The organism is Ignatzschineria sp. 22MB058224, from assembly GCF_058188435.1.
In genome coordinates, this window is the sequence record NZ_CP187366.1 from 434480 (window position 1) to 457490 (window position 23011).

General features: G+C 38.5%; 19 protein-coding genes. 7 read left to right on the plus strand and 12 right to left on the minus strand.

Translation table 11 applies throughout. The features are described from left to right. Positions 1–123 precede the first annotated feature (123 nt). Positions 124–2028, plus strand: coding sequence for a molecular chaperone HtpG (htpG, locus tag ACPF7B_RS01655; RefSeq protein WP_490505901.1), 1905 nt, complete (start codon positions 124–126; stop codon positions 2026–2028). 115 nt (positions 2029–2143) lie between these two features. Here htpG and yhbY read toward each other — a convergent pair whose 3' ends face one another. Next, on the minus strand, positions 2144–2452 hold the full coding sequence (yhbY, locus tag ACPF7B_RS01660; RefSeq protein WP_490505902.1) for a ribosome assembly RNA-binding protein YhbY: 309 nt from the start codon (positions 2450–2452) through the stop codon (positions 2144–2146). Here yhbY and ACPF7B_RS01665 point away from each other — a divergent pair. From ACPF7B_RS01665 to ttcA, 4 genes are all read left to right on the plus strand, one after another. Beyond that, complete coding sequence (locus ACPF7B_RS01665; protein ID WP_490505903.1) at positions 2451–2816, plus strand: hypothetical protein; 366 nt, start codon at positions 2451–2453, stop codon at positions 2814–2816. The genes yhbY and ACPF7B_RS01665 overlap by 2 nt on opposite strands. Positions 2817–2914: 98 nt before the next feature. Continuing rightward, positions 2915–3550 (plus strand): 23S rRNA (uridine(2552)-2'-O)-methyltransferase RlmE, encoded by a 636-nt coding sequence (gene rlmE / locus ACPF7B_RS01670; protein WP_490505904.1) that lies wholly within the window; start codon positions 2915–2917, stop codon positions 3548–3550. Positions 3551–3811: 261 nt separating this feature from the next. Continuing rightward, positions 3812–5695 (plus strand): ATP-dependent zinc metalloprotease FtsH, encoded by a 1884-nt coding sequence (ftsH, locus tag ACPF7B_RS01675; RefSeq protein WP_490505905.1) that lies wholly within the window; start codon positions 3812–3814, stop codon positions 5693–5695. 128 nt (positions 5696–5823) lie between these two features. Further along, entirely contained in the window at positions 5824–6639 is an 816-nt protein-coding gene (gene ttcA / locus ACPF7B_RS01680) for a tRNA 2-thiocytidine(32) synthetase TtcA (protein WP_490505906.1), read from the plus strand. Between the two features lie 106 nt (positions 6640–6745). Here ttcA and ACPF7B_RS01685 read toward each other — a convergent pair whose 3' ends face one another. From ACPF7B_RS01685 to elbB, 11 genes are all read right to left on the minus strand, one after another. Further along, the gene (locus tag ACPF7B_RS01685; protein ID WP_490505907.1) at positions 6746–7648 is read right to left on the minus strand and encodes an AEC family transporter; all 903 of its coding nucleotides are present in this window, start codon (positions 7646–7648) and stop codon (positions 6746–6748) included. A 28-nt stretch (positions 7649–7676) separates the two neighbouring features. Then, a complete protein-coding gene (gene nagA, locus ACPF7B_RS01690) occupies positions 7677–8801 on the minus strand; it encodes an N-acetylglucosamine-6-phosphate deacetylase (protein ID WP_490505908.1) in 1125 nt (374 codons plus the stop codon). A gap of 31 nt (positions 8802–8832) precedes the next feature. Next, a complete protein-coding gene (locus tag ACPF7B_RS01695) occupies positions 8833–9852 on the minus strand; it encodes an SIS domain-containing protein (RefSeq protein ID WP_490505909.1) in 1020 nt (339 codons plus the stop codon). Between the two features lie 21 nt (positions 9853–9873). Continuing rightward, positions 9874–10776, minus strand: coding sequence for an ATP-binding protein (locus ACPF7B_RS01700; protein WP_490505910.1), 903 nt, complete (start codon positions 10774–10776; stop codon positions 9874–9876). A gap of 179 nt (positions 10777–10955) precedes the next feature. Beyond that, positions 10956–11915 (minus strand): acetyl-CoA carboxylase carboxyl transferase subunit alpha, encoded by a 960-nt coding sequence (gene accA / locus ACPF7B_RS01705; protein ID WP_490505911.1) that lies wholly within the window; start codon positions 11913–11915, stop codon positions 10956–10958. A 70-nt stretch (positions 11916–11985) separates the two neighbouring features. Next, complete coding sequence (locus ACPF7B_RS01710) at positions 11986–13350, minus strand: class II 3-deoxy-7-phosphoheptulonate synthase (protein WP_490505912.1); 1365 nt, start codon at positions 13348–13350, stop codon at positions 11986–11988. A 153-nt stretch (positions 13351–13503) separates the two neighbouring features. Then, a complete protein-coding gene (ilvC, locus tag ACPF7B_RS01715; RefSeq protein ID WP_490505913.1) occupies positions 13504–14520 on the minus strand; it encodes a ketol-acid reductoisomerase in 1017 nt (338 codons plus the stop codon). Between the two features lie 109 nt (positions 14521–14629). Further along, entirely contained in the window at positions 14630–15142 is a 513-nt protein-coding gene (gene ilvN / locus ACPF7B_RS01720) for an acetolactate synthase small subunit (protein ID WP_490505914.1), read from the minus strand. Between the two features lie 12 nt (positions 15143–15154). Then, positions 15155–16897: a biosynthetic-type acetolactate synthase large subunit gene (ilvB, locus tag ACPF7B_RS01725; RefSeq protein WP_490505915.1), complete on the minus strand. Its 1743-nt coding sequence runs from the start codon at positions 16895–16897 to the stop codon at positions 15155–15157. Positions 16898–17120: 223 nt separating this feature from the next. Further along, positions 17121–18404: a homoserine dehydrogenase gene (locus tag ACPF7B_RS01730; protein WP_490505916.1), complete on the minus strand. Its 1284-nt coding sequence runs from the start codon at positions 18402–18404 to the stop codon at positions 17121–17123. 263 nt (positions 18405–18667) lie between these two features. Further along, on the minus strand, positions 18668–19351 hold the full coding sequence (gene elbB, locus ACPF7B_RS01735; RefSeq protein WP_490505917.1) for an isoprenoid biosynthesis glyoxalase ElbB: 684 nt from the start codon (positions 19349–19351) through the stop codon (positions 18668–18670). Between the two features lie 158 nt (positions 19352–19509). On the opposite strand from elbB, the gene ACPF7B_RS01740 reads away from it, so the two are divergent. Beyond that, positions 19510–21279, plus strand: a complete 1770-nt coding sequence (locus tag ACPF7B_RS01740) for a tetratricopeptide repeat protein (RefSeq protein ID WP_490505918.1) — start codon at positions 19510–19512, stop codon at positions 21277–21279. Positions 21280–21288: 9 nt separating this feature from the next. Next, positions 21289–22923, plus strand: a complete 1635-nt coding sequence (locus ACPF7B_RS01745; protein ID WP_490505919.1) for an N-acetylmuramoyl-L-alanine amidase — start codon at positions 21289–21291, stop codon at positions 22921–22923. Positions 22924–23011 lie beyond the last annotated feature (88 nt).

The following is a 23011-nucleotide window of genomic DNA, read 5'->3' on the forward strand; positions in this document are numbered from 1 at the left end:
TAATCACTATCTTTCAAAAAGAAAATTTGATTTATAAGAGGCCATAGCAACATGCAAATAGTTATTTTATAGATGTTGTGAAGTGTCTTAATAATTGATACATGTAGCAAGGAGTTAATCATTATGTCTAATAAGAGACAAGCAGAAACAATGCAGTTTCAAACGGAAGTGAATCAACTTTTAAATTTAATGATTCATTCACTCTACTCAAATCGTGAGATTTTCTTACGTGAATTAATCTCAAACGCATCTGATGCGCTTGATAAACGTCGCTTTGAAGGCCTAACAGATACCTCGCTTATTGAGGGGCAAGGTAACCCTGCAATTCACATTGCTTTCGATAAAGATGCCAAGACTTTGACGATTGAAGATAACGGTATCGGAATGACTCGTGAAGATGTTATCGAAAATATTGGAACAATTGCAAAGTCAGGAACAAAAGCTTTTTTAGAAAGACTCGAAGAAGACCAAAAAAATGCATCTCAATTGATTGGCCAATTTGGTGTTGGATTTTATTCCGCTTTCATTGTGGCAAAAGAGATCGAACTTATCACCCGTAAGGCTGGCACAAAAGAAGATAACGCAACACATTGGCGTTCAGAAGGGCAAGGAGAGTTTACGCTTGTTGATACCACCAAAAAAACTGCCGGTACAACAGTCATTCTCCATATGCGTGATGAAGATGTCGATCTTCTAAATGAGTGGTCAATTCGTGATATCGTCAAGAAATATTCTGATCATATTGCATATCCAATTATGCTCACTGTTGATCGCCCTGTTCCGGCAAAAGAGGGTGAAGATGATTCAGAATCTAAAATAGAACATGTAGTAGAGCAAATTAATAGCGCAGAATCGCTGTGGCAACGTGAACGCTCAGAAATTAAAGATGAAGAATACATCGATTTTTATAAAGAATTAACACATGATTTTGAAGCACCGCTTGCTTGGAGTCATAATCGTGTAGAAGGGAATACGTCCTATACATCACTTCTTTATGTTCCGGCAGTGGCTCCCAGAGGATTATGGGATCAAGAAGTAAAATATGGTATTGATCTTTATGTACAGCGTGTCTTTATCATGGAGGGTTCGGATAAATTAATTCCTCGATATTTACGTTTTATTCAAGGCGTTGTCGATACACAAGATCTGCCGCTTAATATTTCTCGTGAAATTTTACAAAACTCAAAAACAATCGATACCATTCGGCAAGGTTTAACACGGCGCTCGTTAACAATGCTCGATTCTTTAAGTCAAGATGCAGAAAAATATAGTATTTTCTGGAAACAATTTGGGCGCGTCTTGAAAGAAGGGCTTGGTGAAGATTTTTCAAATCGTGAAAAAGTAGCAGGACTTCTTCGTTTTGCTTCAACAGTGACAGATGAAGAGATTGTATCACTGAAAGAATACAAAGAGCGTATGCAAGAAGGACAAGATAAAATTTACTACATCACGGCAGATTCTTTGAACACCGCAAAGAATAGTCCGCATTTGGAAATCTTCAAGGCAAAAGGAATCGAAGTCCTTCTGATGACGGACGTGATTGATGATTGGATGACCGGCTTCCTTAATGAATTTGACGGTACGGAAATGGTCAACGTCGCTAAAGGGGATGTAAAACTCGATTCTGACACAAAAGAAGAGGAGAAAGCAGACGAAAAAGTCTCCGATAGTGATCAATCTTTAATTGATACAGTGCAAAATGTATTAGGTGATCGCGTTGAGAGTGTGAAAATTTCTAAACGTCTCACAAATTCAGCATCGGTATTAGTCCGCAATGAACATGCGCTAAGTGGTCACTTTGAAAAAATGTTGCGAGAAGCAGGGCATGATGTACCAACGATGAAGCCATGGCTAGAGATTAATCCTCAGCATCCTCTTCTACAAGAGCTGGCATCTTGCAAAGATGATTCAGCAAAAGAAGATATTGCAATGTTGGTGTATGAAGAAGCATTGTTATTAGAAGGTGCTCAGCTTGATAACCCTTCAGAATTTGTGGCACGCCTTAATCGATTGATGCATAAGAGTTAATAGAGGTTGATGAAATCAATTTTCGCAGTTATACAAAAGACCACCTTTATAGGTGGTCTTTTTATGAGTATGTCACTGAAATTTATCTATAAGCACCGGTGAAGGTAATCTTTTATTATTTAAAATTAAAGAAAATTTTAGGTTCTTCATGATTACGTTTGAAAATAATAATCATCGCCCCAATTTTCTGAATTAATGTTGCATTAAGTGCCGTGACAAGCTCGTTTGTGATAGACTCTCTTTCATCACGATCACGTCCAGCAAGCTTGATTTTAATAAGCTCATGATGCGATAGTGCTTTTTTCGTTTCTTCGATAAAGCTTTCAGTAAGTCCTTTATCCCCTAAAATTAAGACAGGGTCTAAATGATGAGCTTTTGCTTTCAGAAATTTTATATGGTCATTTGTGAGTTTAATTTGTGTCATGAATAGTGAAAATAGTTCTCAGAATAAAAACGTTAGCGTATCACATAACGAACAACTCCGTCATCTTTTTAAAAGTCTGAAAGCCCTTGCATTTGGAATGTTTTTTGCCGGTCTTGTTTTGTTGCTTATCGTTGATTATATGCATCTCTCACCGGGAGCAGAATTTGCTGTATTACTTTTTTTTGGTGTAGCAGGGGGGCTTTATCTTATAGGCAGGGGACGATCAATCCTTCTTCAATACCATATGATTAATGCTAAAATAGAACAGGCTAAGAGAGCGAAAGAACCACCTTTAGAACAAGAAGAGCCTGATAAAATGTTGATTACCGAGCCATTAGAGAGGCAGTCAAAAGATGATCTATAATTGAAACGATAAAAAGAATTCATTTCAACATCAGTCCTTAATTAATAAGGACTGATGTATAATAATACTCTAATTAAAAACAATACAGAAAATAGACTATGGCAAAAAAACGTAGCGCAAGTAGTACACGCTGGTTAAAAGAGCATATGGATGATGAATTTGTGATTCGTTCTAAAAAAGAGGGCTGGCGTTCTCGAGCAATATATAAAATTGAAGAGATTGATGAAAAAGATAAGCTCTTTAAACCAGGAATGACAGTTGTGGATTTAGGTGCCGCTCCTGGAAGTTGGTCACAATATGCAATGCATCGAGTGGGTCATAATGGTAAGGTGATCGGACTAGATCTGCTACCGATAGACCCTCTTGCCGGCGTTGAATTTATTCAAGGAGATTTCCGTGATGATGAAGTTCTTGAATCGTTATTAAAAGCATTAGATGGTCGTTTAGTTGATGTGGTTTTATCAGACATGGCTCCCAATATGAGTGGTATTAAAGGGGTTGATCAGCCAAAAACGATGTATTTATTAGAGTTAGCGCTGGATTTTATTCAGAGTAATTTAAAACCAGGTGGTGACTACCTTTTGAAAATATTCCAAGGGCAAGGATTTCAGGAGTATTATAAGGCTCTTCAACAAAATTTTACTAAAGTGGTAACACGCAAGCCGAAAGCTTCTAGAGCGAGAAGTGCAGAGATATATCTTTTGGCAAAGGGCTTTAAAGGCACTACACAATAGCTATATATCTGTAAATGTGGTATTGCTAGATGAAAAAAGAATAAAAATTTGTGGATCAATTCTTGAAAAATAGAAAAAAAACCACAGATTATGATCTATAAGCCTTAAAGCATGTTAGACTTCTATATGGCTTTTAGGTAAATAAATGCGTAAGTAAGAATGATTAAAATAAGCAGTTATCACTACTCTTTTGAGTAGCATAAATGCCAAAATTACTTATATTTTACAATTGATTTAAACTATAAAATCGAGGTTAATCTTTTGAAGTACAAAGGAAGAGATATAGCTTTATGGCTTGGGATAGGGATTTTTGTCTTTATGCTATTCCAAGGTTTTGGCGGAAGCGGGGGAAGAGAGATCCCCTATTCAGAATTCTTGAAACAAGTTGAAAGTGGACAAATTCGCGAAGTTCAAATGAGTGGTACAAATAGTGCCAACATTGAAGGTGTGACTACTGATAATGTTCGTTTTTCAACGTATAATCCTGAAACAAATAATGGCCCACTTGTACAAAGTCTAGTGGATCATAATGTTCGTTTCACAGGGAAATCCTTACGTACTCAAGGATTATTCCTTTCGGTATTTTTAAATCTTTTACCAATCCTTCTTCTTTTAGGATTCTTCCTTTTCATGATGCGTCAATCAGGTGGCGGTGGAAAAGGTGGTCCAATGAGTTTTGGTAAATCTAAAGCAAAAATGCTGACTCAAGATCAAATTAAAACAACATTTGCAGACGTTGCAGGGGCAGAGGAAGCAAAACAGGAAGTTGGAGAGATTGTTGACTTCTTACGTAATCCAGGGCGCTTTCAAAAACTTGGCGGTAAAATTCCACGTGGGATCTTGATGGTTGGTTCTCCAGGAACGGGTAAAACATTACTGGCAAAAGCAATTGCCGGTGAAGCAAAAGTACCATTTTTCACAATTTCAGGTTCTGACTTTATGGAAATGTTTGTTGGGGTTGGTGCATCACGTGTTCGTGATATGTTTGAGCAAGCCAAGAAACATGCGCCATGTATTATCTTTATCGATGAGATTGATGCAGTTGGTCGTCACCGTGGTTCAGGAATGGGTGGTGGTCACGATGAGCGTGAACAGACATTAAACCAATTATTGGTTGAGATGGATGGTTTTAGTGATAATCAAGGGATTATTATTATTGCAGCAACAAACCGACCAGATGTATTGGACCCAGCACTTCTTCGTCCTGGTCGTTTTGACAGACAAGTAGTTGTTCCTTTGCCAGATGTTAAAGGTCGTATCGAGATCCTAAAAGTACATCTTCGTAAGGTCCCAACAAATGCGGATGTTGATATTGAACAAATTGCACGTGGTACGCCTGGATTTTCTGGTGCGGATTTGGCAAATCTTGTTAATGAAGCAGCACTTTTTGCAGCACGTAAAAATCAGAATGAAGTCTATCTTTATGATCTTGAAGAAGCCAAAGATAAGATCATGATGGGGGCTGCTCGTAATTCAATGCAGATGACAGATGATGATAAAAAATTAACCGCGTATCATGAAGCAGGGCATGCAATTATTGGTTATCGTTTGAAATCAGATCCGGTTTATAAAGTGACAATTATTCCACGCGGACGTGCTTTGGGGGTAACAATGACGCTTCCTGAACGTGATCATGTGAGTGTCCCTCGTAAATGGCTCGAAAATAAGATGGCGATGATATTCGGTGGTCGGATTGCTGAAGAGTTGATTTTTGGTTACGACTCAGTGACTACGGGCGCAGCAAGTGATATTCAACACGCGACATCAATGGCGAAAAAAATGGTTACTGAATGGGGCTTATCTGAAAAAATGGGCTTTAGAACTTACGCAGATAGCAACAACTCCTATTTAGGTGGTCAAAGTGGCAATCCCGCCGGAGTTTCTGATGAGACTGCTCATCAGATCGATTTAGAGATTCGTGCAATTATCGATCGTAACTATGCGCGCGCTGAAAAAGTTTTAAATGATGATATTGATAAACTTCATAAAATGGCAGAAGTTCTCCTCGATATTGAAACAATCGATGCAGACCAAGTGGAAGATATTATGGAAGGTCGTCCAATTCGCGGCTTAGATAAAAAACATGATGATGATCCTGCATCACTTGATATGAGTAATCCACCTAAAGTTGATATTGTCTCTTAATTATCGTTAAGATTTCATATAGATCAAAAGCTATCTTCACTATGAAGGTAGCTTTTCTTTTTGGTAGAATACTCGCTCTCCTAGGGTGATTCAATCTAGGCTAGGATATTGCAAATAGAGGAACAACAGTGGAATTAACAAAAGAGCAACAACAAGCACTCACTAAACTTGAAAAGAATCTTCGGCATCAGGTTGGCCGAGCGATCATGGACTATAAGATGATTGAAGAGGGTGATCGTATTATGGTCTGTCTTTCCGGTGGAAAAGATTCCTATACACTCTTGTCAATTTTACAAATTCTTCAAAAGCATGCCCCGATCTCTTTTGAGATTATGGCTGTGAATTTAGATCAAAAGCAACCTGGTTTTCCAGAGCATATTCTTCCTGGATATCTAACAGACCTTGGCGTTGATTTCCATATTATCGAACAAGATACTTATTCTATCGTGACGGAGAAAATTCCTGCTGGAAAAACGATGTGTAGTCTCTGCTCACGGCTTCGTAGAGGATCGCTCTATACATATGCCAAGGAGAATGGATTTAATAAAATTGCGCTTGGACATCATCAAGATGACATAGTAGAAACATTGATGATGAACCTCTTTTTTGGTGGCACAATGAAAGCTATGCCACCTAAATTACAAAGTGATAACGGTGATAATATTGTCATTCGTCCTTTAAGTTATTGCCGTGAAGCGGATATTGCAATGTATGCCAAACTGATGAATTTCCCAATTATTCCATGTAATCTTTGTGGTTCACAAGATGGTTTGCAGCGGCAAGAGATTAAGATGTTATTGCAGAGCTGGGAGGCGAAATTTCCTGGTCGTATTGATAGCATCTTTAGAGCGACAAAAAATATTCGGCTTTCACAGCTCTGTGATACTGATCTTTTCGACTTCGATAATTTCACAACAAATAGTGATTATGTGAAATCCTCATAAAACATCAGCGAATCATGAAGTTGTAAAAATATAAAAGCGATCTTTTATAAAAAAACGATCGCTTTTTTTATGAGTATTACTTTGAGTCTATTTTTAAAATCGACCACTAAATAATTAGATAGTAAAAAAGTGGTACGGTAATAAATGAAAGTGGAATACCGATTGCGGTCATGATCGATGCAAGCTCCCCATCAAGCCCTTTTTCGAGTGCAATAATGACTGCAATAACCATCGGCGCCATCCCTGCTTGCATTAGAATAATCTGATTAATATAAACGTTTGGTGATGCATAGATAAAGAGGAGGGTAAGGAGTACGGCAAATGGTAAAATAATGAGTTTGATAAAGAGACCAAGAGAGAGATATCCCACTAATTTTTTATTTTTAGGAAGTGTTAAACTCGCTCCAACGGAGATCATCGTTAGCGGAGTGATCAGTGCTCCTAAGGATTCTAGTGTATAGGCTACAAATATGGGATAAGTAAAGGGTTTGAGGGCAAAGGCTAAAATGAGCGCTACGATTGGGGGATATTTGATTAATACTCGAAGATTTTTAGTGATTGATACCCTTTCACCACTGTAAAAGTCGGCGATAAATGCACCAAGGGTAAAGAGTAAAATAAAGTTGGATTGGTCAATCCATAGTGCAATACCAAGATATTTCTCGGTACCCATCATCGCTGAAATCAGAGGAATTCCTACAAAGGATGTATTTGCTGTGCCTGCAAGTAATATTAATGTGCCCATTGTGACGCGAGACATCGGCACAACCACACGGATGAGGTAGATAAGAATAATCGTCAGACCAAAGAGTAGCCACGGCGAGAGAAGCGGGAAAATTGCCTCAAGAGAAAAAGCTTGGGAGTGAACCTTGTCAAGTATTAGCGCCGGCAGGGCTATGGTAATCGCAACGCGGTTTAGAGAGTAAATAAATTCGGTTTTGCATGTGATAGCGTGAGTAACTGCTTTACCAGCAATTAGACAGGCAATAATGAGAATGATGCCATTCATCGTAAGGTGCCTTGTGAAAAAATGAAATCTAGAAAATAACCGGTTTTATTTTACCATCTTTGAATTCATTGAGAATAGCCTTATATCCTTTTTTGAGATAACCATATTGATTACTCTGTATAATATTTTCAGGGATCGAAGTCCCCATTGCGAAGGCTTCATCAAGAGGAATATCGAGTAATTGAATTGAATTAAATACTGAAGTTGCCATGTCAATATGTGCGCCAGCAAGGGTGCCATCAGCATTGATTAATTTTCCATCACGCAGAAATATTGCTTGATCATCTAAAATAAACATCGAGTCTTTTGCACCAACAGAACTCATAGCATCGCTCACTAAAAAAAGCTTTCCTTTTGGTTTACTCTGATATGCAAGCTTTACCATTAGTGGATCAACATGAAGCGTATCATGAATAATAGATGCATACGTTTCTTTAGATTGAATGGCAAAACCAGTAGTTTTAGGATTGCGTGATTCCATGGCTGGCATCGCATTATACAAGTGGGTAAAGCCACATAGCCCTGCATCAACAGCTTCCATCAGCAGTGTTGGAGAGGCCTCGGTATGTCCGGCAAAAACAATAACGCCTGATTTGACTAATTTTTCTATCAAGGTTAAGGAAACCATTTCAGGAGCAAGTGTCACTAGACGTATAAATTCTTTTGAATAACAAATTTGATCAATAATTTCATCGGACAGAACGCGAAGATTTGGGAGGTGATGGATCCCTTTACGAAGAGGGTTAATCATCGGCCCTTCAATATGGATTCCTAATAGTCCAGAGAGTTTTTGATCTATTGCCCTTTGGACTGCCGAAAGGGCTTGCTTAATCGTGAAATCATTAGCACTGATAAGCGTTGGTAATAGTGCAGCGGTACCTCGTTTTTGATGTGCTTTTAAAATGGTAATTAAGCCATCAATTGTTGGATTATCATTAAACAAAATTCCACCACCACCATTGACTTGGAGGTCAATAAATCCCGGAAGAAGTACGCCCTGAAATAGGTGTTGTACAAAATCATTAGGAATTTGAGATTGTTCCACAATCTCTATAACTTCATGATTCTGATCAATCAAAAGGGCGCTATTGTGATGAAAAACCGCCCCATCGTAAATCGAAGGGGCGATAACTGCATTGAGTTGAGCATCCATAAAATTTATATTGGTTAATAAGGTGAGTGGATTAGAGCGTTTCAGTCACTTTTTTTAAATTTGGTGGAACGTCAGGATTGAGTCCACGATGAGTCGATAATTTTTCAATAACACGATAGTAGCCACTAATTTGCACTAATGGTTGGAGGAGAGGATGAATTTCAGGAATTACTAATGTAAACTCATCCGATCCTTTATGATCAATTGCAAATACTTGGGCACCATATCCTTCGAGTTTTTTATTAATTTCTAAGCACGATTCACGAGATGCATCAGATCCTACAAAACTAATGACGGGATATTGCGGTGTTATGAGTGATACTGAACCATGAAAAATTTCAGAAGCCGAAATTCCTTCAGCGTGGATTTGGCAAGTCTCTTTTAATTTCAATGCAGCTTCCACCGCTGCGCTCAGACCAACACCACGACCAATGACAAAAAGGTCTTTAGCGTGTGAAAGATGTTCAATAAAGGATGGCCATTCACTGTTAACGACTTGGTCAAGTACGAAGGGTAAGTTTTGTAATGCATCAGCAAGTTGACTATTTTCACTCCAGGCAGCAAAAATCGATGCGTAGATTGAGAGGCTGCCGACAAAGCTTTTAGTTGCGGCAACACTTTTTTCTTCCCCCGCTTTAATACCAAAAAGAAAATCACACTCAACGGCAAGTGGTGATTTTTCATCATTAATAATACCAATGACTTTTGTCCCTTGCTGACGCATCATTTTTGCAAAGCTAATAAGATCAGGACTTTTGCCTGATTGGGATGTCACGATGAGAATAGCATTATCGGTGATCAGTGGTTGCTCATAAATTGATGCTAAAGAGGGGGCTGCCACGGATACGGGTATTCCTAAGCCTGTCTCAAAAAGATACTTTCCATAAATGGAAGCATTATATGAACTCCCTCGTCCAAGAGTAATGATCTGTGTAGGCTTTGCTTTTTTTAGATATTCGGCAAGCTCGATTAGTGTCGCTGCATTGGATTGTAATTGTTGCTCAATGACATTCGGGATATCTAAAATTTCTTTAGCCATAAAGGTCGACATGATTATTTCCTTCTGTTTGTGTCATCCATCAATTGGAGTTAACTGTTTGTTGATTTTAAGTTGCTGAGAACCAATATAATCTTTGACAAACTGGTAAGCAATACGTCCGCTACGTGAACCGCGTATTTGTGAAAATTGGAGTGCTAAACGCGCAATTTCGTCATTATAAACTAGATCTGGATTAAATTCTTTGAGCCAGCTTCGAACAACGGACAAATATTGTTCTTGTGAATAAGGATAAAAATGTAGCCATAATCCAAATCGCTCTGAAAGTGAGATCTTTTCTTCAACTGCCTCTAAAGGATGAATTTCTTGAGTCTCATATTGTCCTTTATTATCCTGCATTCGTTCCGAAAGTAAATGTCGACGATTAGAGGTAGCATAGAGAAGTACATTTTTTGCCGGTGCCGAGAGTGAGCCATCGAGCACTGCTTTTAAAGGTTTATAAGTTGCATCACTTTCTTCAAAGGAGAGATCATCGCAGAAAATAATAAAATGAAAGGGTTGCGCTTCAAGAATGGTCAAAAGTTCTGGTAGGTCGCCAAGATCTTGACTCTCGATTTCAATCATTTTCAGACCGTTGTGCTTATAACCTTCAAGTACAGCTTTTACAATCGATGATTTTCCAGTCCCACGAGCTCCGGTAAGTAGAATATTATTAGCGGGGAAATCTGCCAAAAATTGTTCTGTATTACGTTTTACTTGTTGTAATTGAGAATCCATCCCAGTAAGTTGTGAAAAATGAATTGTGGCGGGATAGGGAATAGGTTCTACGCAACCATAAATCGAATAATTTCTTTTTCGCCAACGAAAAGCTGAATGAGTTGAAAAATCGATAGGTGTATTTTTAGAGGGGGGAAGTAATGGATCGAGCCGATCGAGCGCTTGAGAAATTTTTTCAAGGTAAGGAATAAGTTTATCCATTGTGAAACCGCTCCTTTCATTATTGAGTAGTGCAATCGGGTGTTTGGAAACTTTGAGGAATGAATCTATGAAATCAGACGATTAGATTTTTAAGTTTTAAAAATATTCCCGTAAAATAATCATACTTTACGGGAATACATTTTTAAATTTATTCAATATTTATGGCTAAAGGTTAGTAGCTATTTTGATTTAAACTGACCATAGGCCATGATTTTTTCATAGCGTTTTTCGAGGAGCTCATCGACGCTAAGCGCTGAAAGCTCATCAAGAGCATCATTGATCTCCTGTTTTATACAATCACTCATCGCTTTATAGTCACGGTGTGCGCCGCCTTTTGGTTCTTCAATAATTGCATCAATGAGTTTTGCATTCATATTTTTCTCGGCAGTGACTCCCATTGCTTCAGCGGCTTCTTTATTTTTTTCAGCACTTTTCCAAAGGATTGAAGCGCAACCTTCGGGAGAAATCACTGAATAGATAGAATATTGCAACATCATCACACGATCACCCACAGCAATTGCAAGAGCCCCACCAGAGCCACCTTCACCAGTGACAGTGCAAATAACTGGAACACGTAATTTGCTCATTTCTAATAAGTTACGAGCAATCGCTTCACTTTGGCCACGCTCTTCAGCACCGATGCCAGGGTATGCGCCTGGTGTATCAATGAACGTCACAACGGGGACATTAAAACGTTCTGCAAGTTTCATTAAACGAAGCGCTTTACGATAACCTTCTGGACGAGGCATACCAAAGTTACGTTTTATTTTCTCTTTTGTATCACGGCCTTTTTGATGACCAATGACCATTACTGAGCGTCCATCGATTCTTGCTAAGCCACCAACAATAGCAGCATCATCAGCATAAGCACGATCTCCATGGAGCTCTTGGAAATCATCACAGATCAGATTGATGTAATCTAATGTATATGGACGAAGTGGGTGACGAGCAAGTTGTGTCACTTCCCAAGATGATAATTTTGAGAATATTTGTTCAAGCTTTGCATTTTTCTTCTTTTGCAAAGCTTCAATTTTATCAGTGACATCAATATCGGCATCTTGTGCCCAGTTTTGCAACTCATTAATTTTCGTTTGAAGTTCATAAATGGGAGCTTCAAAATCGAGGTAATTCGTATTCAAATCAATACTCCTAAGAAATTTGATATGTTGTATAAAATACCATATCTAAAAGCAATAGTAAGCTAAAGAATTATACTTGAGCTGGAATCTTTTCGCGATGTTCTTTTAACTTAGAAGAAATTTGGAAAGCCAATTCAAGGCTCTGTTGCGCATTTAATCTTGGATCACAATGTGTGTGGTAACGGCTTGATAGATCATTTGAGGTAATATTTTGGCCACCACCTAAACATTCAGTAACATCTGTTCCAGTCATTTCAAAATGGACACCTCCGGCATGTGTTCCTTCTGCATTATGAGCATCAAAGAAACCAATCACTTCTGCGAGTACTCGATCAAAAGGTCGAGTTTTATAGCTATTTTCGGTTATGGTATTTCCATGCATAGGATCACAGCTCCACACAACATTGCGTCCTTCGCGTTTAACCGCGCGAAGTAATCGAGGTAGGTGCTCAAGGATATTATCAGCTCCCATTCGTGTAATAAGCGTAAGTCGACCGGGCTCATTGTTTGGATTGAGGGCATCAATAAGACGAATCAATTCATCTTCTTCCATTTTTTGGCTAACTTTAACGCCAATTGGATTTGCAATCCCCTTAGCAAAATGAACATGTGCACCATCGAGTTGACGAGTTCTTTCACCAATCCAAACCATATGCGCTGATGTATCGTACCAATCACCAGTTGTTGAGTCAGTACGTGTCATCGCTTCTTCATAACCCAAGAGTAGCATTTCATGAGATGTAAAATATTCAGTTTCACGAATAATGGCATTGTTAGGATCAACACCGCACGCTTGCATAAATTTAAGAGCATCTTGAATACGCGTTGCTAAATCGATGTAACGTTCTGCTTGTGGCGAATTATCAACAAAGCTCATTGTCCAGCGCTGTACACGGTGAAGGTCGGCATAACCACCTTTGGCAAATGCACGAAGGAGATTTAAGGTAAGACCGGATTGTGCATATGCTCTCCAAAGACGTTCTGGATCGGGTTCTCTTGCTTCTGAAGTAAACTCGATCCCGTTGACGACATCGCCTCGGTAACTAGGTAGAGTTACACCTTCAATTGTTTCTGTATCTGATGAACGAGGTTTCGCAAATTGTCCAGCAATACGGCCAACTTTAATGACTGGGCTACTTGCAGCAAATGTTAATGTAACTGCCATTTGAAGAAGAACGCGGAACGTATCGCGAATATTATCCGAGCTAAAATCTGCAAAGCTTTCAGCACAATCCCCGCCTTGTAATAAGAATGCTTTTCCATAAACCGCTTCTGCTAATTGTGCCTTTAAAGATCGTGCTTCACCAGCGAAAACAAGCGGTGGTGCTTTGCGGAGGCGGTCTTCAACAGATTTTAATGCCGCTTGATCTTTATATGTCGGTATTTGTACCGCAGGAAAGTTTCTCCAACTAGAAGGGGTCCATATATTACTCATAATGATTTCCTATTTTATTTATTGCGTATTTACTTCGAGATTTGTGAATTTTATTTCGAAAAAAATGCCTTAAGAGAAAACGCTTAAGGCATCCAGATATATTTTTAAAGTATTATGTAATGCGATTACCTAAATGATTTAGGCACTTTAAAATTAGTTTTTTGATTGATCTACAAGGCTATTTTCTGTGATCCATGGCATCATAGCACGGAGTTTAGCGCCTGTTTGTTCAATTGGATGTTCAGCCGTTAAGCGACGTAAAGCAGTCATTGAAGGATAGTTGGTCATCCCTTCTTGAATAAACATTTTTGCATATTCACCCGATTGAATACGGTAGAGAGCATAACGCATTGCATCTTTAGTATCTTCAGTAATCACTTCAGGACCGGTTACATACTCACCGTATTCAGCATTATTAGAGATCGAATAGTTCATGTTGGCAATCCCGCCTTCATACATTAAGTCTACAATGAGTTTTAGTTCATGTAAGCACTCAAAGTATGCCATTTCTGGTGCATAACCTGCTTCTGTAAGAACCTCAAATCCTGCTTTAACAAGCTCAACCGCACCACCACAAAGAACGGCTTGTTCACCAAAGAGATCTGTTTCAGTCTCTTCTCTAAATGTTGTTTCAATAACACCTGCTTTACCACCACCATTTGCTGATGCATAAGAGAGAGCAATATCACGCGCTTTACCTGATGGATTTTGATATACCGCGATGAGTGTTGGAACGCCACCACCTTTCACAAATTCAGAGCGTACTGTGTGGCCTGGCCCTTTGGGTGCAATCATGACAACATCAAGATCTGCACGAGGCACGATCTGGTTATAGTGAATGTTAAAACCGTGTGCAAAAGCAAGTGTTGCGCCTTTTTTAAGATTTGGCTCGATATCGTTACGATAGACTGTTGGTTGGTTTTCATCTGGGAGCAGAATCATTACAAAATCTGCATTTTTAGTTGCCTCAGCAATTTCTTGAACATTATGACCTGCATTTACCGCTTTATTCCAAGATGCTCCACCTTTACGAAGACCGACAATGACATTTACGCCAGAATCTTTAAGGTTTTGTGCATGAGCATGACCTTGTGAACCATAACCAATAATTGCAACTGTTGTGCCTTTGATTAAGGAGATATCAGTATCTTTATCATAATAAACATTCATTTTTGTGATCCTTTATAGTTTTTTATGTGTAGTGTCTCCTCAATTTGAATTAGAGAGGCGACACTTATATTTATTTTAGTGAATAATGTATCCAATTATGGAAACATCTTTAGAGTACTAAACCTTTCGCCCCGCGAACGAGCCCTAAGGCGCCAGAGCGAACGATTTCGATAATACCAAGTTCACTTACTGCAACGATAAATGCATCAAGTTTCTCTTGGGTTCCGGTCATCTCGATTGTGTATGAGAGTGGGGTAACGTCAATGACGCGACCTCTGAACATCTCATTGATCCGGAACAGTTCTGAACGATTTTGTCCTTCAGCTTGTACTTTAATCAACATCATTTCACGTTCTACATGAGCACTATCGCAAAGATTTGTGAGTTTGACAACATCAATTAACTTGTTGAGTTGCTTTATGATTTGCTCAACCATATGATTGTTTGCGATAGTGACGAGTGTTAAGCGAGAAAGTGATGAATCGTCAGTCGGAGCAACACAAAGGCTTTCTATGTTATACCCGCGAGCTGAGAATAAATTAACCACTTTCGATAGTGCACCAGCCTCATTTTCCATCAAAATAGAGATGATGTGGCGCGAAGTTTCTGTGTTAAATGGCATTTTTCTCCTCCCTTAAACCTGACTTAAACCGTCTTTAACGGTGTTTTCCATTTTGTCACGACCTGCAAGAATCATCTCATGATGACCTTTACCTGCTGGAATCATTGGGTAGACATTTTCGCTTGGGTCAGTGATGAAATCGAGAAAGATCGTTTTATCCTTCTGCTTGAACGCTTCTCTCAAAGCGGGTTCAACATCACTTGGTTTACGAACTTGAATACCGCTATGGCCATATGCTTCTGCCAATTTCACAAAATCTGGAAGAGAATCAAAATAACTCATACAGTAACGTTTTTGGAAGAAAAACTCTTGCCATTGGCGCACCATGCCGAGATAACCATTATTCAAGGTAATGATTTTTACGGGTGCTGCATATTGAAGCATTGTTGAGAGTTCTTGAAGCATCATTTGGATACTACCATCACCGGTAATACATGCCACATCACGATCGGGACGTGCAATTTTTGCACCCATTGCCGCCGGCAAACCAAATCCCATAGTGCCAAGTCCGCCGGAGTTTAACCATTGCCGAGGCTCATCGAATTGATAATATTGCGCAGCCCACATTTGATGCTGCCCGACATCCGCAGTAACGATGGCTTTTCCTTCGGTCACTTCATAGAGTTTTTCTATCACAAATTGTGGCTTAATGATGATATCGCTATTTTCATAAGCAAGTGATTTCATTTCACGCCACTCGTCAATCTGTTTCCACCATACTTGTAGAGCATCTTGATCAAGTTTTTCTTGACGTTCTGCATGGATAGCATTGAGTTCTTCAAGAACAGGCTTAATTTGCCCAACAATCGGTAAATCGACAGCAACATTTTTAGCAATGGATGCGGGATCAACATCAACATGAATCACTTTGGCATTAGGACAAAAATGTTCTAATACACCTGTAATACGGTCATCAAAACGTGCACCAAGTGCCACTAAAACATCGCAATTATGCATCGCCATATTCGATTCGTACGTACCATGCATTCCGAGCATACCAAGGAATTGTTTATCAGTACCTTCATAAGCACCTAAGCCCATAAGTGTGCTGGTAATTGGTAAATTTAATGCTTTTACAAATTGACGTAACTCTTCGTGCGCTTCCCCAATAATAACGCCACCGCCTGTATAAACCATTGGACGTTTTGCCTTGACAATTAAGTCATAGGCCCGCGCTATCTGTTTGGTATGACCTTTTACAATTGGGTTGTAAGAGCGCATAGTGATCTCATCAGGATATTCAAATATTGCTTCTTGAACAGTAATATCTTTTGGTAGATCAATAACGACCGGGCCAGGACGGCCAGTAGTAGCAATATAAAAGGCTTTTTTTATTGTTAATGCAAGATCTTTTGCATCCTTTATTAAGAAGTTATGTTTGACACACGGAAGGGTAATTCCCACTGTATCGACTTCTTGGAAAGCATCATTTCCAATAAGGCTTGTGGCCACTTGTCCTGAGAGGACAATCATTGGAATGGAATCCATATAAGCAGTTGCAATACCCGTAACAGCATTCGTAAGCCCAGGACCAGAAGTAACGAGAACAACGCCTGGTTTTCCTGTTGTTCTTGCGTAACCATCAGCCGCATGAGTTGCTGCTTGTTCGTGGCGGACAAGAACATGCTCAATTGTATCTTGTTTATAAATTTCATCATATAAAGGTAATACAGCACCTCCGGGGTAGCCGAAGATGCACTCCACATTTTCCTTGATTAAGGAGTGGATGATGATTTCTGCACCGCTTAATTTCACAGGATCTCCTCTTTTTTCAAAATCATTTAATAAGATTGAGGTATTTGATGTGCGTAAACAATATCCAATTTAGTATGATTGTAGGATGAATATTGGTCTTATTTTTTGATAAGACATCTAATCTTTTCGTTATTCTCAGCATAAAAGAACAGTTCTCGATTAAGAACTGCTCATTTATTATTGAAAGAATTCTATTTCACTGTCGCTTTTGGCTGGGGGTTTTCTAGAACATTTCGATCGGAATAAATTTCGCGCTCTTGATACCTTTGTTTAACATAGCACTATTAATGAGATTTTCTACATTTTCTTCTGCTATTTTCGTAGAAATTATGATAATTCTTTGATTTTCATTGTAAAGTTTAATTTTTGATACATCGATTTTCTCTTTTTCAATAAGTGATTTTATATCGCTTAAGAGTAGCTTAGAATCGGTATTATCGGTGTATTCAAAAGAAACTAAATAATTTGCCTTAAGTTGTGATTTATTGATAAAAGGCAAATTTACTAGTGCATTTTGCCTAAAGGCTAATGCAGGAGAGCTATATATCGGTAATTGATTATTTATTATCTCGATAAGGTCAGCGATAACTGCTGATGCTGTCGCTTCACTCCCAGCACCACGCCCACTCATAAATTGTTCGCCAACCGCATTGCCTTGGATAAAGATTCCATTAAGAACGCCATTCACATTAGCAAAAGCATGTGTGAGTGGAACATAGGTTGGGCTAACAGTTAAAGAGAGACCATCAATCGTTTTTTCTGCAACGCCTAAATGTTTGATGATATAACCTTCTGCTTTGCCAATAGCAATATCAACAGCATTAATTTTACTAATACCTTGCGTTTTAACCTGTGAAAAATGAAGGGGAGTACCAAAAGCGGTGGCCGCTAATATTGAGAGTTTATGCGCGGCATCAATACCTTCGATATCGAAGGTCGGGTCTGCTTCAGCATACCCGAGAGCCTGCGCTTCCTTTAAACAATCAGTAAAATTACTGCCTTTTACGCTCATTTCCGTAAGAATATAGTTTGTTGTGCCATTAATAATGCCCATCACTTTATCAATCGTGTTAGCGGCAAGACCTTCGCGGAGTGTTTTTAAGATTGGAATACCGCCGGCAACGGCTGCTTCAAATCGTAAGAAAACATTATTCTCATCGGCTATCGTCAAGAGCTCATTGCCATGTTTAGCAATTAGTTCTTTATTAGCTGTAATGACAGATTTACCATTTCTAAGAGCCGTTTTAATATAGGTTAAAGCGGGTTCAATACCACCGATAAGCTCAATGACAACAGTAATTTCCTCATTGCTAATAACTTCATCAATATTTGTGGTAAGAGGTAATTGGTGAGGATTATCTCGATCAAGTGAGCGCACAAATACTTTTTCAATAATAGGGGTGCGGCTTATTCGACGTGATAATTCATAGTGGTTTTTTGCTAATACTTCTACAACTCCCGAGGCAACTGTGCCAAGACCGATTACTCCTAACTTAAGAGGCTCCATGATAGTTTATTATTCTCCAATGATTAATGAATTAAGGATGATTTGAGCAATATTTACAGCTCAATGACATCATTAAGGATTGAAAAAGGTACTTTTATTATGAACGTTAAACCTTGTGGTACGCTTTCAAATTCAGTGTACCTGATTTTTAAAAAAGTGGAAAATCTGTATAAATCTTGTGCGATTTTTACAAATATATCCACTTATTTAAATTAAATCCATTGCCTAAGTATTTAACAGCAAGCGATGATAAAATATTGAAGCTAGAGCTTCAATGCCTTATATGCTTCCACACAAGCTGAAGCGCCGAGGAAAATTTCAAAGGGTGTTGCTTTGTCATTCATATATGCGCCATTAGTAATGAGGTGATATTTTTTATCGACATGTGCTTGATTGATAGTGGTTTCATAATGAGCAATATCCCACGTTTCAAGTGCCGTAAGAAAATTGCCAGCATTTGCCTTTTCTCCAAAGGTTATTGATCCATCTTTAATCTCTAATTCCTTAAGCGCGATTGCCAAAGCCATGGGAGCCGCACATATCGCGATTATTGGAAGCTTTGCATTAATCGCCGCATGAAGTGTGGTAGCGATATCGTCAATTAATACAGCTTTATCACCATCTTGTATAAATGTAGTGAAGTTTTTAATTACGCCAAAACCACCGGCCATCGCAATACCATCAAATTTTTGGATATCGAGTTCAGTGATTGGGGATATATTGCCGCGAGCTATTCTTGCCGCTTCAATGAAAATATTACGATTAGGTTCATCATGTTCTTTTGTCAAATGATTAACCGTATCAAATTGCATTCTATCGGGTGCAAAGAAAGAGACTTTGTAGCCTTCTTTTGATAATGCAATATTAAGCGCCACAGCCTCAGTAATTTCTGCTCCATCAAGATGACCCGAACCTGCAAGTATTAAGGCAAAATGTTTTTGACTCATTTTAGTTTCTCCATTCAATGATTTAGTCGTAATAATTAACAATTCAACATTAATTACGTTAAAATAAGGCGTTAAATTGCGTATTATCTTTAATATAGCAGAATTGAAACAGCATGTTAGAGATTGCAAACGAATAGATATAAGGGAGACTCGGCTGTATGAAGAAAATAATCAGTTTTTTTCTTATCTTAGGATACCTTGTGCAAGTATCAGCATATGCACAAGAGATGCAAGTAAGTGATAAAGATACTGCAATCAATAATGAAATTATTCAGGAAGTATCGGATATCCAAGATGAAATTACTGCTTTTCCGAGTGATGAGAGCGCAGCAAACTATGATTTTGTTGCTGCTGAGATAGAGGCAGTAAATCAAGCTGAGCTTGAAAGAGCAAATGCTGAAGCAACCGGGTTAGAGCAGAGTCAAGCTACGAAACGTTCTGTACAATTAAATTTAAGTGAAGGGAATATCGCGCAGGCATTACCTTTTATTCAGCAGTTGGTCATTCAAGATCCTACTAATATCGATAACTATAATCTTCTTGCTGAATCTTATCTTTTGACAGGGGACTATGATGCAGCAGCGATGACTTATCATCATCTCGTCGAGTTACTCTACTTGACAGATGATGGTTCAATGAATGGATCACCTTATTTTTCAATATTAAAACGTTTTCATGAATTTGAATTACCGCTTGAAGTGCAATTAATGGTTTTTAAAGAGCTCGCGGCATTGGAAGATTATGATGTATTTCCTTTGGTGTTGTTAGCAGGATTCTCAATTGATAACTCTCGTTACTCAGAGGCAGAAAGTTATCTTGAGCGGGCACTACAAATTAATCCAGAAAATGCAAAAATCTATACGCTTTATACTTTTGTCTATTGGAATCAAGGTGAGCCAGAAAAAGCTATTAGGTTGCTCGAAAACGCATATAACACCTATCAAGATCCAGAAATGGGATTAGAGTATGTCAATGCCTTGATATCAAATTTTGATTACGAGACAGCGTATCAGCAATTAATTCCACTAATGATCATTACAAATGAAGCACCTCCTGTTTTTGAGAAATTTATTGGTATGGCATATGTGATGGGAAATTACGATAATATCCGTGATATGTTGACGCTTCGTTTGAATCAGCCTGAGGTTCTGACACGCGCTGTACTTAATCTTTTCTACTTCTCGGAAATACTCGGAAATAGTGAAAATCTCTTAAAAGTTCTCCCAGAGATTCCTAATCCAACTCCAGAGTATGCGGAAGCACTTTATACAATTAAAGCAAAAGTTGCGTTGTTAGCAGGAGATATAGAGCAATTTAATCAATGTTTTGATGATATTTCAGCACTTGCTATTTCTGAACCAGCTGCCGTTACGATGAAAAAAATGATGATGCTTGAAAAAGAGCAACAGTATGTATTGCTAGATCGTGAACTTGTAGAATATAGTGATCTTTTTGATAGTAATAATCAAAGTAATTTAACCTTCTTACGTGCGATGAGCGCTTTAGGTAAAAAAGATTACGATACGATGATTCATCTCTTCGAAGAGGAGATAAAAGCAAATCCACAAGATGCCATTGCTTATAATGCTTTGGGTTTTTCCTTAGTAGAAATTGATCCAAAAAATGCTGAAAAAGCATTACCGTTGATTACAAAAGCCAATCTCATGATGCCAGATCAAGATTTTATTGAAGATAGTTTAGCGTGGACATATTTTCAATTGGGCGAACTTGAACTTGCTGATAAATATATTAGTAAAGCGTACCACAAAAATAAAGATCCCGAGATCATTGCGCACTATATTGTGATTTTAAATGCTTTAGGAAAAACAGAAGAGGCAAAAGCGCTTTTTCATAAATTTAATCTTTTCTTTGGGAACTCTAAATCTCAAAAAATTATTACAGATAATATTGATTGGGCAGCAAATTAAGGGGCTAGAATGAATCAAACTGTTTCATTTAAAAAACAGGGAGGGATTGCATTTCTACTCTTTGTCGTTTTAATGTTGTGTAACATAATTTTTGCTGCAACAGTTGTAGGAACCGGACGAGCTGAGAATCGTAATGGAGAGATGATGATCATTTTTCCTCTTAATCAACAGATTAAATTCAATAGTTTTCGTTTACAAAATCCCGATCGATTGGTAATTGATATTCCTAATGCGCAGCTGCAAAATAAGGTTACGTCTTTACCAATAACATCAAGCTTTGTGTCTGGTGTACGTTTGGGAACACAACAAGGGACAGATCTACGGATTGTGATTGATCTAATTCATTCAACGGTACCGGCGAGTGCTGCAGTAATTAAAGGAAAATTAGGTTATGAATTAGTTATTAGTGTAGGGGCATCTGCAGGAAGTGTGCGGCAAGACTTTGCACAATCAGGCCAAACAGTTGTGACACAGCCCCAAGAAATTCAAGTCGCTAAGGCGGTTCCTAAAAAGAATATCTTGATTGTGCTAGATCCCGGTCATGGTGGTAAGGACCCCGGGGCACATGGTAAAGCTGGAACTCGTGAGAAAGATGTTGTTTTACAAATTGCAAAAATTTTGCAGGAAAAGATTAATCGTGAGCCTAATATGAAAGCGATTATGACGCGTAGTAATGACACTTTTATTCCGCTTCGGGAACGTGTTTTGATCGCTCGTCGTAATAAAGCCGATATGTTTATCTCTATTCATGCAGACGCAGGTTCATCGAAAGCTGACGGAGCATCTGTCTATATCCTTTCTACAAGCGGTGCATCAAGTGAAGCGGCACGTTTATTAGCGCAAGCAGAGAATCGTTCTGATTTAATTGGGGGGGTAAAAATCTCTGATAAGGATGATGCGATTGCATCGATGCTTTTGGATTTATCGCAAGAAGCGACAATTGAATCATCAAATGCTTTAGGAAAGCATATTCTGAAGCACGTTAGTAAGCATGCTAACCTTCATAAACGTCAGGTAGAGCGAGCAGGATTTGCCGTATTAAAGGCACCAGATATTCCATCGGTATTGGTGGAAACAGGTTTTATCTCCAATCCCAAAGAGGAGCAAAATCTGCGTAGTAAAAAACATCAAACACGACTTGCAGAGGACATTTTAGCAGGGATTAAAGCATACTATAAAGAGCGTCCTGCTACTGAATTGGTATATAGTACAGTTGTTCAAAAAGCTGATAATAGTAAAGCACAAGTATTGACTCAGAATTCCGGTGCAAAATATGTTGCACCGCAGCGTAAATCGGAAGTAAAATTGCCAGAGTTACGTTTAGAATCTAGCAGTAGCGGGGTCGTACAAAATGTTACGGATAATTCAGTTTCGGTAGCAAGTGTTGATATTCCTAAAGTTGATGCGCCAGCACCAGTTGCTATCCCCCCTGTTACAATTGGTGTAGAATTTCCAGAACCGACTGCACCGATCCAATTAATATCTGAAGGAGATCTTTTACGTGAGTATGTAACGCAGCGTGGTGATAGTCTAGATGCAATTGCTCAAAAATATAATATTAATGTTACAACTTTAAAGAAGGTTAATAATTTGCCGGATAATCAATTACGTGTACCTGTTGGAACACGATTAATTATTCCGTAATATTCTGTAACTTAAGAGAGAGAAATTGCACAAAAGAGCTTGTAAACACAAGCTCTTTTTTTGATATACAGTATTTTGAATTAGATAA

Excerpts from the sequence above, each read along its gene's own strand:
- ACPF7B_RS01665 (WP_490505903.1), top strand. The coding sequence starts at position 2,451 with ATGAATAGTGAAAATAGTTCTCAGAATAAAAACGTTAGCGTATCACAT.
- rlmE (WP_490505904.1), top strand. The coding sequence starts at position 2,915 with ATGGCAAAAAAACGTAGCGCAAGTAGTACACGCTGGTTAAAAGAGCAT.
- ACPF7B_RS01745 (WP_490505919.1), top strand. The coding sequence starts at position 21,289 with ATGAATCAAACTGTTTCATTTAAAAAACAGGGAGGGATTGCATTTCTA.
- ACPF7B_RS01740 (WP_490505918.1), top strand. The coding sequence starts at position 19,510 with ATGAAGAAAATAATCAGTTTTTTTCTTATCTTAGGATACCTTGTGCAA.
- ACPF7B_RS01730 (WP_490505916.1), bottom strand. The coding sequence starts at position 18,404 with ATGGAGCCTCTTAAGTTAGGAGTAATCGGTCTTGGCACAGTTGCCTCG.
- ACPF7B_RS01695 (WP_490505909.1), bottom strand. The coding sequence starts at position 9,852 with ATGTCGACCTTTATGGCTAAAGAAATTTTAGATATCCCGAATGTCATT.
- yhbY (WP_490505902.1), bottom strand. The coding sequence starts at position 2,452 with ATGACACAAATTAAACTCACAAATGACCATATAAAATTTCTGAAAGCA.
- ilvC (WP_490505913.1), bottom strand. The coding sequence starts at position 14,520 with ATGAATGTTTATTATGATAAAGATACTGATATCTCCTTAATCAAAGGC.
- nagA (WP_490505908.1), bottom strand. The coding sequence starts at position 8,801 with ATGGATGCTCAACTCAATGCAGTTATCGCCCCTTCGATTTACGATGGG.
- ACPF7B_RS01685 (WP_490505907.1), bottom strand. The coding sequence starts at position 7,648 with ATGAATGGCATCATTCTCATTATTGCCTGTCTAATTGCTGGTAAAGCA.
- ilvN (WP_490505914.1), bottom strand. The coding sequence starts at position 15,142 with ATGCCATTTAACACAGAAACTTCGCGCCACATCATCTCTATTTTGATG.
- htpG (WP_490505901.1), top strand. The coding sequence starts at position 124 with ATGTCTAATAAGAGACAAGCAGAAACAATGCAGTTTCAAACGGAAGTG.
- ACPF7B_RS01700 (WP_490505910.1), bottom strand. The coding sequence starts at position 10,776 with ATGGATAAACTTATTCCTTACCTTGAAAAAATTTCTCAAGCGCTCGAT.
- elbB (WP_490505917.1), bottom strand. The coding sequence starts at position 19,351 with ATGAGTCAAAAACATTTTGCCTTAATACTTGCAGGTTCGGGTCATCTT.
- ACPF7B_RS01710 (WP_490505912.1), bottom strand. The coding sequence starts at position 13,350 with ATGAGTAATATATGGACCCCTTCTAGTTGGAGAAACTTTCCTGCGGTA.